We start from the raw sequence: 14,350 nt of genomic DNA, 5'->3' as shown, positions 1-14,350 counted from the left end.
CGCGCTTGGCTTTCTATCCAGTCCGCCGGCTTACGCCGCGCGGATCTTCCCCAGGAAGTCGCTGACCTGCTGACCGAGCTGGCGGCTCTGCGTCTCGAGCGTCTCCGAAGCCTGCTTGACGTTCTCCGCGGCGCCGGCGGCGGTGTCGGCATCGGCCTTCACGCCAGTGATGTTATCCGAGACGTTCTTGGTGCCCTGCGCCGCATATTGGGTGCTGCGGGTGATCTCCTGGGTCGCCGCACCCTGCTCCTGCACGGCGGCGGCAATCGCGGTCGCGACCTCGTTCACCTCGCCGATGATGCCGCCGATGGCCTGGATGGCGTTGATGGCATCGCCCGCGACCTTCTGGATATCGGCGATCTGCTCGGAGATTTCCTCGGTCGCCTTCGCGGTCTGGCTCGCCAGCGACTTCACCTCGGATGCGACGACGGCAAAGCCGCGGCCGGCTTCGCCGGCGCGCGCCGCCTCGATCGTGGCATTGAGCGCGAGCAGGTTGGTCTGCGCCGCGATGGTGTTGATCAGGCCGACGACCTCGCCGATGCGGCCCGCGGATTGCGCCAGCCCCTGCACGGTGCTGTCGGTTTCGCGCGCCTGGTTGACGGCGCGGCTGGCGATGCCAGCGGCATGCGCGGCCTGCTGGCTGATGTCGTTGATCGAGGCGGAGAGCTCCTCGGCGGCAGCGGCCACGCTGTCGACGCTCATGGAGGCGTCATTGGAGGCCTTGCCGGCCAGCTGGACGCGGTCGTTGGTCTGGCGCGACACAGCGGAGAGGTCGCCCGAGGTCTTGCGCATCTCGCCGGACGCCTCGCTCAGTTCGCCGAGCGTCTTGCGCACCGCGCCTTCGAACTCGCCGACATGGGCCTCCACCGCCCGCTGACGCGCGGCTGCGCCGACATTGCGTTCGCGCTCGTGCGCCTCGATGTTGAGCTTCTCGGTGGCCTGCTGCTTGAAGGTTTCCAGCGCGCCGGCAAGCGCGCCGATCTCGTCCTGACGGTCGAGATAGCCGCTGTCGACGGCAAGGTCGCCGCCGGCGACCTTGAGCATCGCGTCGCGGATGGTGTTGAGCGGATGGATGACACGCCGGTTGACCAGCACGACAGCGCCGACGGTAAGACCGATCGCGAGCGCCAGGAGGGCGAGCTGCACGATCAGCGCGCGCTGCGCGGCGCCGCGTTGCTCCAGCGTATGGGCCTTGGCGGCCTCGAGCGCGGCTTCCGCCACCGCGACGGCGCTTGCCAGGCGTCCGACCGTGACCGGGGTCCACTGATTGGCGGTCATCTCGGCCTTTTCGCCCTTGGCCAGCGTGCCCGCGAGGCGGTCGCGCAGGGCGAGATATTGCGGATCGAAATAGGCGGTCTTGACCGTTGCCATGGCCGAGACGAGCGCGGGCGGCAATTGCATGCCCGAGGTCGACAATTCCAGCGCCTTCCACATCGCGGCCGTGCCGCCGACATACTGGATATAAGACTGGTGGGCCTCGGGCGTGATCTTGCCGGCGGCTAGACCGGTCGAGACGACCAGCGACGCTTCGCCGGCGGTGTTGCGCAATAGCCAGGCGTTCTGCTTGATCGACAGCAGCTGGTCGATCACGGCGTCCTGATGGTTGACGGTGGCGGCCAGGACGTTCGAGAGCTTGTCGAGCGTTTCGAGCAGACCCTGGGTCGTTTCCATGTACTCCTTCGGCAAGCCGGCGCGGCGCTGCTCCTTGGGCTTGGCCACGTCCTCCCAGAACTGCTTCTGCTCCTCGCTCAGCAATTTGTGGAGCCGCGCGAGCTCCGGCACCAGCGTGCCGGACTGCGGAAAGTCCATGGTTGGCAACAGCTCCAGCGCCCGCGCCATCGCGGGCATCTCGGCGTCCCGGATAGCACGCAGATATTTCTCGATCTCGGCGTCCATCGGCGCGGTCGCGTTCAGCAGCCGGTTGGTGGTGGAGCGATCGGTGCGCAGATTGTGCATCGCTTTGAACAGATCGGCAGATGCGTCCGCGATCCGCGAGATCCGGCTCGCGGTCCTCAGGCGATCCCAGGATTCGTAGGCGGTGAGCGAGAGTGCGATCACCACGCAGACCGACGTGATCGCGATCACCGCCTTCAGGAGCGCGGATACGGTCAGACGATTCAGCATCGAAGTCCCCCAGGTCCAATTTCAAGGTCGCAAAAAAACGCCCCGGTAACGTCGAAAACAGAGGGGCGGTCGCATCCGGCAATCGCAGTCCTGTGCCGTTCGCGGCACGGGCGGTTTCGGCATCTGAAAGGAAAAGGGTAAAATTTTAGGCAGTCGGGCCGATCGTAGAAGTACGTAAGTATCAGAAGTTGTATTGGGTTTCCCGAGTGGAACCGGCGCGGACGACGGGCGTTAGGATACCGTTAGCAATTGCCTGAAGGGGGCCTCGCGATGCTGGTCGGCGTACTCGTCACCTTTCTCGTCATCATTCTCGTGCTTTATCTCATCAACATGCTTCCGATGGACGGCCGCGCCAAGCAGATCGCGCGCGTGATCGTCATCATCATCGGTATCGTGTCGCTGTTGAAATATCTCGCGGTATTCTAGCGAAGGTATCGTGGCCCGGATGAGCGCAGCGAAATCCGGGGTGCCGCAACAAAGGTCCCGGATATCGTCGCGCTCATCCGGGCTACAGATTTCCATACAAAAAAGCCCCGGGCTGAGCCGGGGCTTTTGCTGCTGCCTCAGTGCAGCCCCTTGAGCCAGTCGTCGACGTCCTGACGCACCTGGTCCTTGGCCTTGCCGTAGCGTTCCTGGAGCCGCCCCTCGAGCTGCTCGCGACGACCCTCGATCAATTGGAGGTCATCGTCGGTGAGCTTGCCCCATTTCTCCTTGGCCGATCCCTTGAACTGCTTCCAGTTTCCTTCGATCCGATTCCAGTCCATGACCATCTCCCATTGGTTGATGGCCCGACAACGCGAGCCGTGCGCTGCCGTTCCTCAGCACGCCGCGACGTTTCGCCCAACAAAAAAGCCCCGGCGCTGGCCGGGGCTTTTGACATTCCCGTGACTTCGCTTAGCCGGCCGCTTTCGCCTCGCGGCGGCGCGCGGTGAGGATGTATTCGGTGTAACCGTTCGGCTGCTCGCGTCCCTTGAAGATCAGGTCGCAGGCCGCCTTGAAGGCGACGCCGTCGAAGGCGGGCGCCATCGGCTTGTAGATGGGATCGCCCGCATTCTGCTTGTCGACGACCACGGCCATGCGCTTGAGCGATTCCATCACCTGCGCCTCGGTGATCACGCCCTGATGCAGCCAGTTGGCGAGATGCTGGCTGGAGATGCGCAAGGTCGCGCGGTCCTCCATCAGGCCGACATCGTGGATATCTGGCACCTTGGAGCAGCCGACGCCCTGGTCGATCCAGCGCACGACATAGCCGAGGATGCCCTGGCAGTTGTTATCGATCTCCTGCTTGACGTCATCAGGGGCCCAGTTCGACTTCGACACCGGAATGGTGAGGATGTCGGAAAGCTTTGCGCGCGGACCGCCCTTGGTGAGTTCCTCCTGGCGCGCGATAACGTTGACCTGGTGGTAGTGCAGCGCGTGCAGGGTCGCGGCCGTCGGCGAGGGCACCCAGGCAGTGGTGGCGCCGGCCTGCGGATGCGCGAGCTTCTGCGCCAGCATGTCCGCCATCTTGTCGGGCGCGGCCCACATGCCCTTGCCGATCTGGGCGTGGCCGGGCAGGCCGTCGATCAGGCCCATGTCGACGTTCCAGTCCTCATAGGCCTTGATCCAGGCCTGCGCCTTCATCTCGTTCTTGCGGATCATCGGGCCCGCTTCCATCGAGGTGTGGATCTCGTCGCCGGTGCGGTCGAGGAAGCCGGTGTTGATGAACATGATGCGCTTGGAGGCGCGCTGGATGCAGGCCTTGAGGTTGACGGTCGTACGCCGTTCCTCGTCCATGATGCCGACCTTCAGCGTGTTCTCGGGCAGGCCCAGCATCTTCTCGACGCGATCGAAAATCTCGCAGGTCAGCGACACCTCGTCCGGGCCGTGCATCTTCGGCTTGACGATATAGGCCGATCCCGTGCGGCTGTTCTTGACCTTGGAGTTGCCTTTGAGATCGTGAATGGCGAGCAGGCCCGAGACGGCGGCATCCAGCAGGCCCTCCGGAATTTCCTCGCCCTTCTCGTCCAGCACGGCGTCGGTGAACATGTGGTGACCGCAATTGCGCATCAGGAGCAGGCTGCGGCCGTGCAGCTTGACCTCGCCCTTGCCATCAGGCGTCTTGTAGCTGCGGTCGGCATTGAGCGAGCGCGTCAGCGTCTTGCCGCCCTTCTCGAAATCGGCCGACAGCGTGCCGTTCATCAGGCCGAGCGTGTTGCGATAGACCAGCACCTTGTCCTCGGCATCGACGGCGGCGACCGAGTCCTCCATGTCGAGGATGGTGGAGACCGCGGACTCCATGATCATGTCGGCGACGCCGGCCGGATCGTCCTTGCCGATCGCACTGCTGCGGTCGATCTTGACTTCGACATGCAGGCCGTTGTTGACGAGCAGCACCGCGCTCGGCGCGGCCGCATCGCCCTGGAAACCCGCGAACTGCGCGGCGTTCTTGAGCGCGGTGGCGTTGCCGCTCTTGAGTTTCACCGCGAGCTGGCCCGCGACGACGCTGTAGGCGGTGACGTCGGTGTGGCTGCCGGTTGCCAGCGGCGCGGCGGCATCGAGGAACGCCTTTGCTTTCGCGATCACCTTGTCGCCACGCGCCTTGTTGTAGCCCTTGCCGGTCTCGGCAGCGTCGTGCGGGATCGCGTCGGTGCCATAGAAGGCATCGTAGAGCGAGCCCCAGCGCGCGTTCGCCGCATTCAGCGCATAGCGTGCGTTGGTGAGGGGCACGACGAGCTGCGGGCCGCAGATCTTGCCGATTTCCTGGTCGACATTGGCGGTCTCGACCTTCTGCGTCGCCGGCTCAGGAACGAGATAGCCGATCTCCTTCAGGAAGGCGGTATAGGCATTGAGGTCGAACGCCTTGCCCTTGCCCGCACGGTGCCAGTCGTCGATCTTGCCCTGCAGCGTGTCGCGAAACGCGAGCAGCGCGCGGTTCTTTGGCCCCAACTCCCGGACGATGGCGGCAAGCCCGGCCCAGAACGCATCCGGCGCGATGCCCGTTTTCGGGGCCGCTTCCTTGGCGATGAAATCGAACAAGACGGGAGCGATCTTCAATCCGTGGGCGTCGACGCGTTTCATGATGGGCTTTCTTGTTGGAAATGGCTGTTTTTGGCTGCTTTTGACCCGACAGCAGCAAAATGCGCCCATAGGGGGCGGCTTTCGGGGCCCTATTAGCCCCAAAATCGGGGCGGTGAGAAGACCCCCAAAGGTCTGTCAAAATGTCAAGACGAGGTGAAAGAGTAGGTATTCGGAATACGCCCTGCAAAGGCAATGGGCACGACCTCTCCCCGACGTCGTCCTGGCGAAAGCCAGGATCCATTATCCCAGGGAGGAGTTTGGCGACGACTTGTAGTCAGTCCGGTACTTCGACCGAGCCTAAAGCATAGATCGCGCGGTATGGGTCCTGGCTTTCGCCAGGACGGCACCGTTGATGTGGTGCGGAGCGTGCCACCTAAGTGGGGGCGCGCCCTAAATATTCGCGGCGAGATCCACGACTTCGTCGAACAGCACGCCTGATGTCTTCAGCATCTGCTCGATCTCGTCGGCTGCTTCGGCGACCGTCCGTGTCGAGGTGTCGATCACGAGCTCGGCGGCCTGCGGCGCTTCGTAGTCGTTGCCGATGCCGGTGAACGAGGCGAGCGTGCCGGCTCTGGCCTTCTTGTAGTGGCCCTTGGGGTCGCGCTCCTCGCACACGTCTGCAGGTGTCGCGACATGAATCTCGCGGAATGCGGTGTCGGCGATGCGGCGCGCGGCGGCGCGGTCATCGCGTGCGGGCGAGACAGCCGCGACGATGGCGATGTGGCCATTGCGGGCGAGATGCGTCGCGACTTCGGCAAGGCGGCGGATATTCTCGCTGCGGTCAGTGGTGGAGAAGCCGAGATCGCCGTTGAGCCCAGCGCGCAGCGTGTCGCCGTCGAGCAGGATTGGCGAGCTACCATTGGTGAACAGCCGCCGCTCCAGCGCCTTGGCCAGCGTCGACTTGCCGGAGGCGGGCAGGCCGGTGAGCCAGACCACAGCACCGTTGTGGCGGTAGCGGGCGGAGCGCTCATCCGGCCGCAGCGCCGATTCCACCGGCACGATGTCGACCGGCACGGCGCGCTGGCCGGCGTCGACCGACAGCACCAGGCCGCCGCCGGCGATGCGTCCGGACACCTCGATCACGAGGCGGCCAGTGCGCGGATTTTCCGTGTAGGGATCGGCAGCTATCGGGTTCGACAGAGAAATGTCGATCTCGCCGACATGGTTGCGGCCAATCGCCTTGTTCTCGGTGCTCGACAATTCGCCGGGATCGACCGCCTTCTCGATCGCGACCACAGTGGCGCGGCTTTCTTTCGGCCCGCAGCGCACCAGGAGCTGGTCGCCCTTGGCGAGCGGCTTGTCGTGCAGCCAGAAAATCCGCGCGCGCAGCCGCCGCGTCTCGCGCGGTGCGCTGCCGGCATGCGCGATGATGTCGCCGCGCTCGATGAACAATTCGCGGTCGAGCGTGATGCCGACCGAGCGGCCGGCGCCCTGCCGTCCCGCGACCGGCGTCATCGGCCAGCTTTCGACCGTCTTGATCTTCGCGATCTTGCCGGCTGGCATGATCACGACCTCGTCGCCGGCAATGAGACTACCGGATTCGATGCGGCCCGCCACGATGCGGCGGTCGTCGAACTTGTAGATCGCCTGCACCGGCAGCCGCAGCGCCAGGGCTTCGAGCGGCCGCGCCGGTTCGAGCCGGTCGAGCGCCTCGACCACCGTCGGTCCCTTGTACCAGGAGATGCGGTCGGTGCGTGCGGCGACGCCATCGCCGTCACGCGCGGAAATCGGGATCACCGCCGTCGGCGTCACGCCGAGGCCGCTCAGATGCGCCGTGATCTCGTCGCTGATCTCCTTGAATCGCTCGGCGCCGAAATCGACGCGATCCATCTTGTTGACGACAACAGCGACCTGCTTCACGCCGAGCAGGTGCAGCAGATAGCCGTGCCGCCTGGTCTGGTCGCGCACGCCCTCGAGCGCATCGATGATCAGCACCGCGCCGTCGGCCTGCGAGGCTCCGGTGATCATGTTGCGCAGGAATTCGGCGTGGCCGGGCGCGTCGATCAGCACGATGTCGCGCGAATTGGTGCGGAAGCGGATCTGCGTGGTGTCGATGGTGATGCCCTGGTCGCGCTCGGTCTGGAGCGCGTCGAGCAGGAACGACCATTCGAACGGCATGCCGCGCCGCGCGCTGACGGCTTTCAGCATTTCGAGCTTGCCATCGGGCAGGCTGCCGGTCTCGTGCAGGAGGCGGCCGACCAGCGTCGACTTGCCGTGATCGACGTGGCCGACGATGACGATGCGCACCTGAGGACGCGTGGTGCCGTTCGGGGTGGCGGGCGAGGCAGGCGTGACGATCATGTTCATGGCCGCATTGCGTCCTTGTCAGAGATAGCCGGCGACGCGGAGGCGCTCGAAAGCGTCCTCGGTCTCGTGGTCGAGCGCGCGTCCGGCGCGCTCCGGCACCTTGGTCTGTTCGAGCTCGATCAGGATCTCGTCGATGCTCGATGCGGTCGAAGCGACCGGATTGGTGATGTCCTGATCACCCAGCGAGCGATAGCGCTTGCCGTTCTGCGACAGATAAAGCGGGATGATCGGGATGTTCTCGCGCTTGGTGTAGGCCCAGATGTCGGCCTCGGTCCAATGCAGGATCGGATGGATGCGCAGATGCGCGCCTTGCGGCGGCGAGGCGTTGAAATGATCCCAGAACTCCGGCGGTTGGTCGCGCACGTCCCAATTGCCTTCGAGGCCGCGCGGCGAGAACACGCGCTCCTTGGCGCGCGTCGCTTCCTCGTCGCGGCGGATGCCGGCGATCAGGCCGTCAAAGCCGTATTTGGCGAGCGCCATCTTGAGACCTTCGGTCTTGCGCGCGGCGGAACGCGCGGCCGGCGGCAGCGTCGGGTCGACGGCATCGATCGGCGGGCAGGGCTCGACGCGCAGGTCGAGATCCCATTCTTTTCCGTAGTGATCGCGGAAGCGATACATCTCCGGAAACTTCTTGCCGGTGTCGACATGAAGGGCGGGGAACGGCATCTTGCCGAAGAAGGCTTTCCGCGCCAGCCAGATCATGACGTTGGAGTCCTTGCCGAGCGACCACAGCAGGGCAATCTTCTTCAGCCGGGCGAACGCCTCGCGGAAGATGTAGATGCTCTGTGCCTCGAGCTGGTCGAGATGGTCCATGCTTGGGGCAAGCTCGGCAGAAAATTCTTGCGCGCGCACGCGATCGGCCAGCGCCGGGCTGCTCAGTCCGTCAGCAGCGGAATCGTCCTTGAGAAGATGCATCTCTGCCACTTTGCGTTTGGAGGCGAAAATTCTATAGTTGCGGTGCAGAAGAGAAGAAAAAATTTTCTCTTTGCGCGCTCGAAACGACACATATATAGAAAATAATTCCAGTCAACCCCGATTGTGGGGAAGCGAGTATCACATGCGGTTCTTGCCGGTGTTTCTCGATCTGAAGGCCGGTCCGGTGGTCCTCATCGGCGCGGGCGAGCTGTTGCGCGCCAAGCTGCGCGTGCTCGCGGCGGCCGGCGCGCGCGTCCGCGTGCATGCGATCGACGGCAATCAGGATCTGAGCCTCGGCTCCGAGGACGCAGCGCGTATCGAAATCGCGACCGGCGATCCGCTCATTGCCGATCTCTCGGGCGTCATCGCTGTGGTCTGCGCGGGCGCGGGTGATGTCGGTGTGGCGATGTCGGTGCGCGCCAAGGCGCTCGGCCTGCCCGTCAACGTCATGGACGATCTCGAACATTCCAGCTTCATCTTCCCGGCGATCGTCGATCGCGGCGACGTGGTGGTCGCGGTCGGCACCGGCGGCTCCTCGCCGGTGGTGGCGCGGCGCGTGCGCGAGAAGATCGAGGCGCTGCTGCCGGCCCGCATCGGCGAGCTCGCCGAATTCATCGGCGGCTTCCGCAAATCCATCAACGCGCGCATCGCCGAGTTTCCGCTGCGCCGCCGCTTCTGGGAGCGTGTCATCGACGGCCCGATCGGCGCGTCCGTGCTCGCTGGCCGCAAAAGCGAGGCGGTCGCTGCGCTCGAGGCGATTTCCGATCCATCCGGATTCGCGCGCGCGGACAAGCCGGAGGGCTCGGTCGCGCTGGTCGGTGCCGGCCCCGGCGATCCCGATCTCCTCACCATCAAGGCGCTGCGCGCCTTACAGGATGCCGACATCGTCTTCCATGACGAGCTGGTCTCGCCCGAAATTCTCGACCGCATCCGCCGCGACACCACGCGCGTTGCCGTCGGCCGCCGCGTCGGCAAGCCCGGCATCGGGCAGGACGCCATCAACAAGCGCATGATCGAGGCCGCGCAATCGGGCCAGCGCGTGGTGCGGCTGAAGGGCGGCGACCCCTTCGTGTTCGGCCGCGGCGGTGAAGAGGTTGAAGCGCTCCGCGCGGCGGGCATCGCCTATTCGATCATTCCCGGCATCACCGCCGGCCTCGGCGGCGCCGCCGATTTCGAGGTCCCGCTCACCTATCGTCATGAAGCGACCCGCATCACCTTCCTCACCGCGCACAAGGCGCGCGATGCGGAGGTCGTGGACTGGTCGACGCTGACCGACACCAGGATGACCGTCGTGGTCTACATGGGCATGACCGCCGCGCCCGCTATCCGCGCCGGCCTGTTCGCTGTCGGCCGTTCGCCGGAAACGCCGGTCGGCGTGTTCGCCCGCGTCACGCGTCCCGATGCGCAAGGCGCGATCGGCACGCTGCGCGATCTGCCCGAGCTGGTGCGGCGGACCCAAGGCGGTCCCGCCATCCTCATCATCGGCGAGGTGGTCCGGCATGCCGGTTCGCTTCGCCGCGAAACGACCAAGAAAAACCCAGCTCAAATCATCTCTGACCTCCTGGATGCAGCCGAATGACCTCCCCGCTCGAACAGAAGAAGATCAAAATCGCCGGCCCCTCGGTCGTGACCGCCAACCGCACCTGGGATGGCATTGTGGTTTACCGCACCGCCGCCAAGAGCTGGTCCGCGGACCTCTCGGAAGCCGCGATCGTGCGCAACTCGGACGAGGCCAAAGCGTTGCTTGCAGAGTCCGTCGCCGATGACGTCGGCGCGATCGGTCCCTATATCGCCCCGGTGCAGGTCGGCGCCGACGGCAAGATCGAACCCGGCAATCTGCGCGAACAGATCCGCCGCACCGGTGTGACCATCGGACAGCCGGCCCAGGTTTAAGGCGCTTTCTTATGTATGCTTACGACGAAATCGACCGCACGCTCGTCAACGAGCGCGTCTCGGAGTTCCGCGACCAGGTGAAGCGCCGCCTCTCCGGTGAGCTCACCGAGGACGAGTTCAAGATCCTGCGGCTGCAGAACGGCGTCTACCTGCAACTGCATGCCTACATGTTCCGCGTCGCGATCCCCTATGGCACGCTGGCGACGAACCAGCTGCGGGCGTTCGCCCATGTCGCGCGCAAATATGACCGCGGCTATGGCCATTTCACCACGCGGCAGAACATCCAGTTCAACTGGATCAAGCTTGCCGAGCTGCCGGATGCGCTGGCTGATCTTGCCGAGGTCGGCATCCATGCGATGCAGACCTCCGGCAACAACATGCGCAACGTCACTTCGGACCAGTGGGCCGGTGTCGCGCCCGGCGAAATCGAGGATCCCCGCATCTGGTCCGAGCTGATCCGCCAGCACACCACGCTGCATCCGGAGTTCTCGTTCCTGCCGCGCAAGTTCAAGATTGCGATCACCGCATCGGACCACGACCGGGCCGCGATCAAGATCCACGACATCGGCCTGAAGCTGATCAAGAACGAAAGGGACGAGACCGGCTTCGAAGTGCTGGTCGGCGGCGGTCTCGGCCGCACCCCGTTCATCGCCAAGACCATCAAGCACTTCGTGCATGGCCGCGATATCCTGAGCTACATCGAGGCGATCCTGCGCGTCTACAACCAGTACGGCCGCCGCGACAACATCTACAAGGCGCGCATCAAGATCCTGGTGCACGAGCTCGGCATCGAGAAGTTCTCCCGCGAGGTCGAGGAGGAGTGGCAGCACATCCGCAACTCCTCGCTCCAGATCGACGACGAGGTGATCGAGGACATCCGCTCGCGCTTCACTTATCCCGCCTACGAGAAGCTGCCGCACATGCCGGACGAGCTGCGGCAGGCCGCGGCCGATCCTGACTTCGAGACGTGGCGCAAGAACTCGGTGGCCCCGCACAAGGTGCAGGGCTACTCCATCGTCACGATCTCGCTGAAGCCGACCGGCGGGCCTCCGGGCGATGCCACGGCCGAGCAGATGGACGCGCTGGCCGATCTCGCCGACAAATATTCCTTCGGCGAGATTCGTGTCGGCCACGAACAGAACCTGGCGCTCCCGCACGTCGCCAAGCGCGATCTGCCGGCGCTGTGGAAGGCGCTCGACAAGCTTGGCCTCGCCACGCCGAACGTCAATCTGATTACCGACATCATCGCCTGCCCGGGGCTCGACTATTGCTCGCTGGCGAATGCGCGCTCGATCCCGATTGCGCAGGAGCTGACGCGGCGCTTTGCCAATCACGAGCTCGCCAACCTGATTGGCCGTCTCCACATCAACATCTCCGGCTGCATCAACGCCTGCGGCCATCACCATGTCGGCCATATCGGCATTCTCGGCGTCGAGAAGAACGGCGAGGAGGTCTACCAGATCACCATCGGCGGCCGAGCCGACGAGAACGCCGCGCTCGGCAATCTGATCGGCCCCGGCGTGAAGTTCGACGAGGTCGCCGACGTCGTCGAGGACATCGTTGAAGCCTATCTGGCGCTACGTGAGCGGCCCGAAGAGCTGTTCATGGACACTGTGAAGCGTCTCGGCGTCGAACCCTTCAAGGAGCGCGTCTATGCCACTCGTTAACGGCGGAAAGATCGCCGACGACAGCTTCGTCAAGCTGGCCGTCGACACGCCGCTGCCCGAGGGCGGCGACATCCTGGTGCCGGCCGAACGTTTCCTCGGTGACGCCCAAGGCTTGCTCAAACGCGCCGGCAAGATCGGTGTGATCTGGCCGAACAACCGCGACATCGCCGAGCTGGTGCCGTATCTCGGCAAGCTCGCGACGGTCGCACTGGTGTTCCCGACCTTCCGCGACGGCCGCGCCTACAGCCAGGCCCGCCTTCTGCGCGAGCGCTACAATTATCGTGGCGATTTGCGTGCCACCGGCCAGGTGCTGCGCGACCAGTTCGTGTTCATGCTGCGCGCCGGCTTCGATGCCTTCGAGGTCAAGAAGCAGGCGGACGCGGAAGCCTTCATGCAGACCGCCAAGCGCTATTCGGTGTTCTACCAGCCGACCGGCGACGGCCGGATCACGGCGCTGCACCGGCGCATGCAGTTGCGCCATTCCGAAGGTGTCGGCACGTGAACGCGATCGCGCCTCAGGTTTCGCCTGTTTCTGCGTTGCCCCCGGCGGACGAGCTCGATCGCGCCTTGCGCGATGCCTCGCCCGCGGAGATCATCGCCGCGGCGCTGAAGACGGTCGGGCGCGACAAGCTCGCGCTGGTGTCGTCCTTCGGCACGGAATCGGCGACGCTGCTCAAGGTGATGGCGGACGTCGATCCGGCGATCCCGGTGGTCTTCCTCGACACCGGCTGGTTGTTCGAGGAGACGCTCGCCTATCGCGATACCTTGATCGCGACGCTGGGCCTCAAGGACGTCCGTTCGATCAAGCCCGCGGAAGAGACGCTGTCGCGCGACGATCCCGACCGCGACCTCTGGTTCTCCGATCCCGACGCCTGCTGCCGCATCCGCAAGGTGGAACCGCTGGCGCGTGCGCTCAAGCCGTTCTCGGCCTGGCTCAACGGTCGCAAGCGTTTCCAGGGCAATGCGCGCACCGATATTCCCGTTGTCGAGGCCGACGGTGCGCGGTTGAAGTTCAATCCCTTCGCTAACGTCTCGCGCGAGGAGCTCGAGGCGATTTTCGTCCGCGCCAAATTGCCGCGTCATCCTCTCGTCGCCTCCGGTTTCCTGTCGGTTGGGTGTATGCCTTGCACCAGCAGAACGACCGAGGATGAGGATTCTCGCGCCGGTCGTTGGCGTGGCCGCGCCAAGACAGAATGCGGCATTCACACGATGAAGGTTTCGTAGCACGCTTGCGCTGCCACGCTGCGAACAAGAAAATCCGGTTCCGTTGACTTAAGAGCGTTTCGACCCGAGTTATGCCTGCACGCCTTCGATGACATCGACGTCAGCGAAGTGAATGGAGATGGACATGATCCGCCGTATCGTTCCGCTCGCTGCAGGACTTTTCGCAACGGGAATCTTAGCAAGCTCAGCGCTTGCCGCTGACATCAATCTCTTGAACGTGTCGTACGATCCGACCCGTGAGCTCTATGTCGAGTTCAACAAGGCGTTTGCGAACGCCTATCAGAAGGAGACCGGCAAGAGCGTCGAGATCAAGCAGTCGCATGGCGGCAGCGGTTCGCAGGCGCGCGCGGTGATCGACGGATTGCAGGCCGATGTGGTGACGCTCGCGCTCGCCTATGACATCGACGCCATCGCCGGCAAGGGCCTCACCACAGTCGATTGGCAGAAGCGCCTGCCGCAGAATTCGTCGCCCTATACCTCGACCATCGTGTTTCTCGTCCGCAAGGGCAACCCCAAGTCCATCAAGGACTGGGACGATTTGATCAAGCCGGGCGTTGCCGTGATCACGCCGAATCCGAAGACATCGGGCGGCGCGCGCTGGAATTATCTGGCGGCCTGGGGTTTTGCGCAGAAGAAGTACGGCTCCGCCGACAAGGCCAAGGAATTCATCGGAAAGCTCTTCCAGCAGGTGCCGGTGCTCGACACCGGTGCGCGCGGCGCCACCGTGACCTTCGTGGAGCGCGGCGTCGGCGACGTGCTGCTCGCCTGGGAGAACGAGGCCTCTCTCGCCCTGAAGGAGTTCGGCCCGGAGAAATTCCAAATCGTCGCGCCGCCGTTGTCGATCCTCGCCGAGCCGCCGGTCACGATCGTCGACAAGGTTGCCGACAAAAAGGGCACCCGCAACGCCGCTGATGCCTACCTCCAGTATTGGTATACCAAAGAAGGTCAGGAAATCGCCGCGCGCAATTTCTACCGTCCGCGCGACGCCGAGATTGCCAAGAAGTACGAAAATTCCTTCGCCAAGGTCGAGCTGTTCACGATCGACGACGTTTTCGGCGGCTGGACCAAGGCGCAGAAGGAACATTTTGCCGACGGCGGCGTCTTTGATCAGATCTACAAGAACTGATCGGGCGCTGTCGGAGGGGCGTTAGCAGGGGGCC

The 14,350-nt window shown here is 64.5% G+C and carries 12 protein-coding genes; 7 read left to right on the top strand and 5 right to left on the bottom strand.

The genetic code is table 11. The features are described from left to right. Positions 1–30: 30 nt before the first annotated feature. A complete protein-coding gene (locus NLM27_RS28940; protein WP_254146518.1) occupies positions 31–2,124 on the bottom strand; it encodes a methyl-accepting chemotaxis protein in 2,094 nt (697 codons plus the stop codon). 270 nt (positions 2,125–2,394) lie between these two features. Between NLM27_RS28940 and NLM27_RS28935 the strand changes: the two genes are divergently transcribed. Beyond that, positions 2,395–2,550: a Thivi_2564 family membrane protein gene (locus tag NLM27_RS28935; RefSeq protein ID WP_063694217.1), complete on the top strand. Its 156-nt coding sequence runs from the start codon at positions 2,395–2,397 to the stop codon at positions 2,548–2,550. 137 nt (positions 2,551–2,687) lie between these two features. Here NLM27_RS28935 and NLM27_RS28930 read toward each other — a convergent pair whose 3' ends face one another. The 4 genes from NLM27_RS28930 to cysD form a co-directional block, all read right to left on the bottom strand. Further along, on the bottom strand, positions 2,688–2,888 hold the full coding sequence (locus NLM27_RS28930; RefSeq protein ID WP_024340516.1) for a CsbD family protein: 201 nt from the start codon (positions 2,886–2,888) through the stop codon (positions 2,688–2,690). 130 nt (positions 2,889–3,018) lie between these two features. Further along, entirely contained in the window at positions 3,019–5,184 is a 2,166-nt protein-coding gene (locus tag NLM27_RS28925) for a malate synthase G (RefSeq protein ID WP_254146517.1), read from the bottom strand. Positions 5,185–5,574: 390 nt separating this feature from the next. Further along, entirely contained in the window at positions 5,575–7,491 is a 1,917-nt protein-coding gene (gene cysC, locus NLM27_RS28920) for an adenylyl-sulfate kinase (protein WP_254146516.1), read from the bottom strand. Positions 7,492–7,509: 18 nt separating this feature from the next. Then, positions 7,510–8,304, bottom strand: a complete 795-nt coding sequence (gene cysD, locus NLM27_RS28915; protein ID WP_212431365.1) for a sulfate adenylyltransferase subunit CysD — start codon at positions 8,302–8,304, stop codon at positions 7,510–7,512. A 244-nt stretch (positions 8,305–8,548) separates the two neighbouring features. Here cysD and cysG point away from each other — a divergent pair, with 244 nt between their 5' ends. The 6 genes from cysG to NLM27_RS28885 all read left to right on the top strand — a co-directional run bounded on the left by cysG (position 8,549) and on the right by NLM27_RS28885 (position 14,316). After that, on the top strand, positions 8,549–9,985 hold the full coding sequence (gene cysG / locus NLM27_RS28910; RefSeq protein ID WP_254146515.1) for a siroheme synthase CysG: 1,437 nt from the start codon (positions 8,549–8,551) through the stop codon (positions 9,983–9,985). Continuing rightward, a complete protein-coding gene (locus tag NLM27_RS28905) occupies positions 9,982–10,299 on the top strand; it encodes a DUF2849 domain-containing protein (protein ID WP_148755248.1) in 318 nt (105 codons plus the stop codon). The genes cysG and NLM27_RS28905 overlap by 4 nt, the downstream gene beginning before the upstream one ends. A gap of 11 nt (positions 10,300–10,310) precedes the next feature. Continuing rightward, positions 10,311–11,966, top strand: coding sequence for a nitrite/sulfite reductase (locus tag NLM27_RS28900; protein WP_254146514.1), 1,656 nt, complete (start codon positions 10,311–10,313; stop codon positions 11,964–11,966). Further along, positions 11,953–12,468 carry a DUF934 domain-containing protein gene (locus NLM27_RS28895; RefSeq protein WP_254146513.1) on the top strand — a complete coding sequence of 172 codons (516 nt, stop codon included), beginning with the start codon at positions 11,953–11,955 and terminating at the stop codon, positions 12,466–12,468. The genes NLM27_RS28900 and NLM27_RS28895 overlap by 14 nt, the downstream gene beginning before the upstream one ends. Beyond that, positions 12,465–13,190: a phosphoadenylyl-sulfate reductase gene (locus NLM27_RS28890; RefSeq protein ID WP_254146512.1), complete on the top strand. Its 726-nt coding sequence runs from the start codon at positions 12,465–12,467 to the stop codon at positions 13,188–13,190. Before NLM27_RS28895 ends, NLM27_RS28890 begins: the two co-directional genes overlap by 4 nt. 112 nt (positions 13,191–13,302) lie before the next feature. Continuing rightward, the gene (locus NLM27_RS28885) at positions 13,303–14,316 is read left to right on the top strand and encodes a sulfate ABC transporter substrate-binding protein (protein ID WP_305887602.1); all 1,014 of its coding nucleotides are present in this window, start codon (positions 13,303–13,305) and stop codon (positions 14,314–14,316) included. The last annotated feature ends 34 nt before the right edge of the window (positions 14,317–14,350 follow it).

It is taken from the genome of Bradyrhizobium sp. CCGB12 (assembly GCF_024199845.1).
Lineage (GTDB): Bacteria > Pseudomonadota > Alphaproteobacteria > Rhizobiales > Xanthobacteraceae > Bradyrhizobium.
The sequence above is the reverse complement of the archived record's forward strand: the minus strand, read 5'-3'. Positions and strand labels throughout refer to the sequence as shown.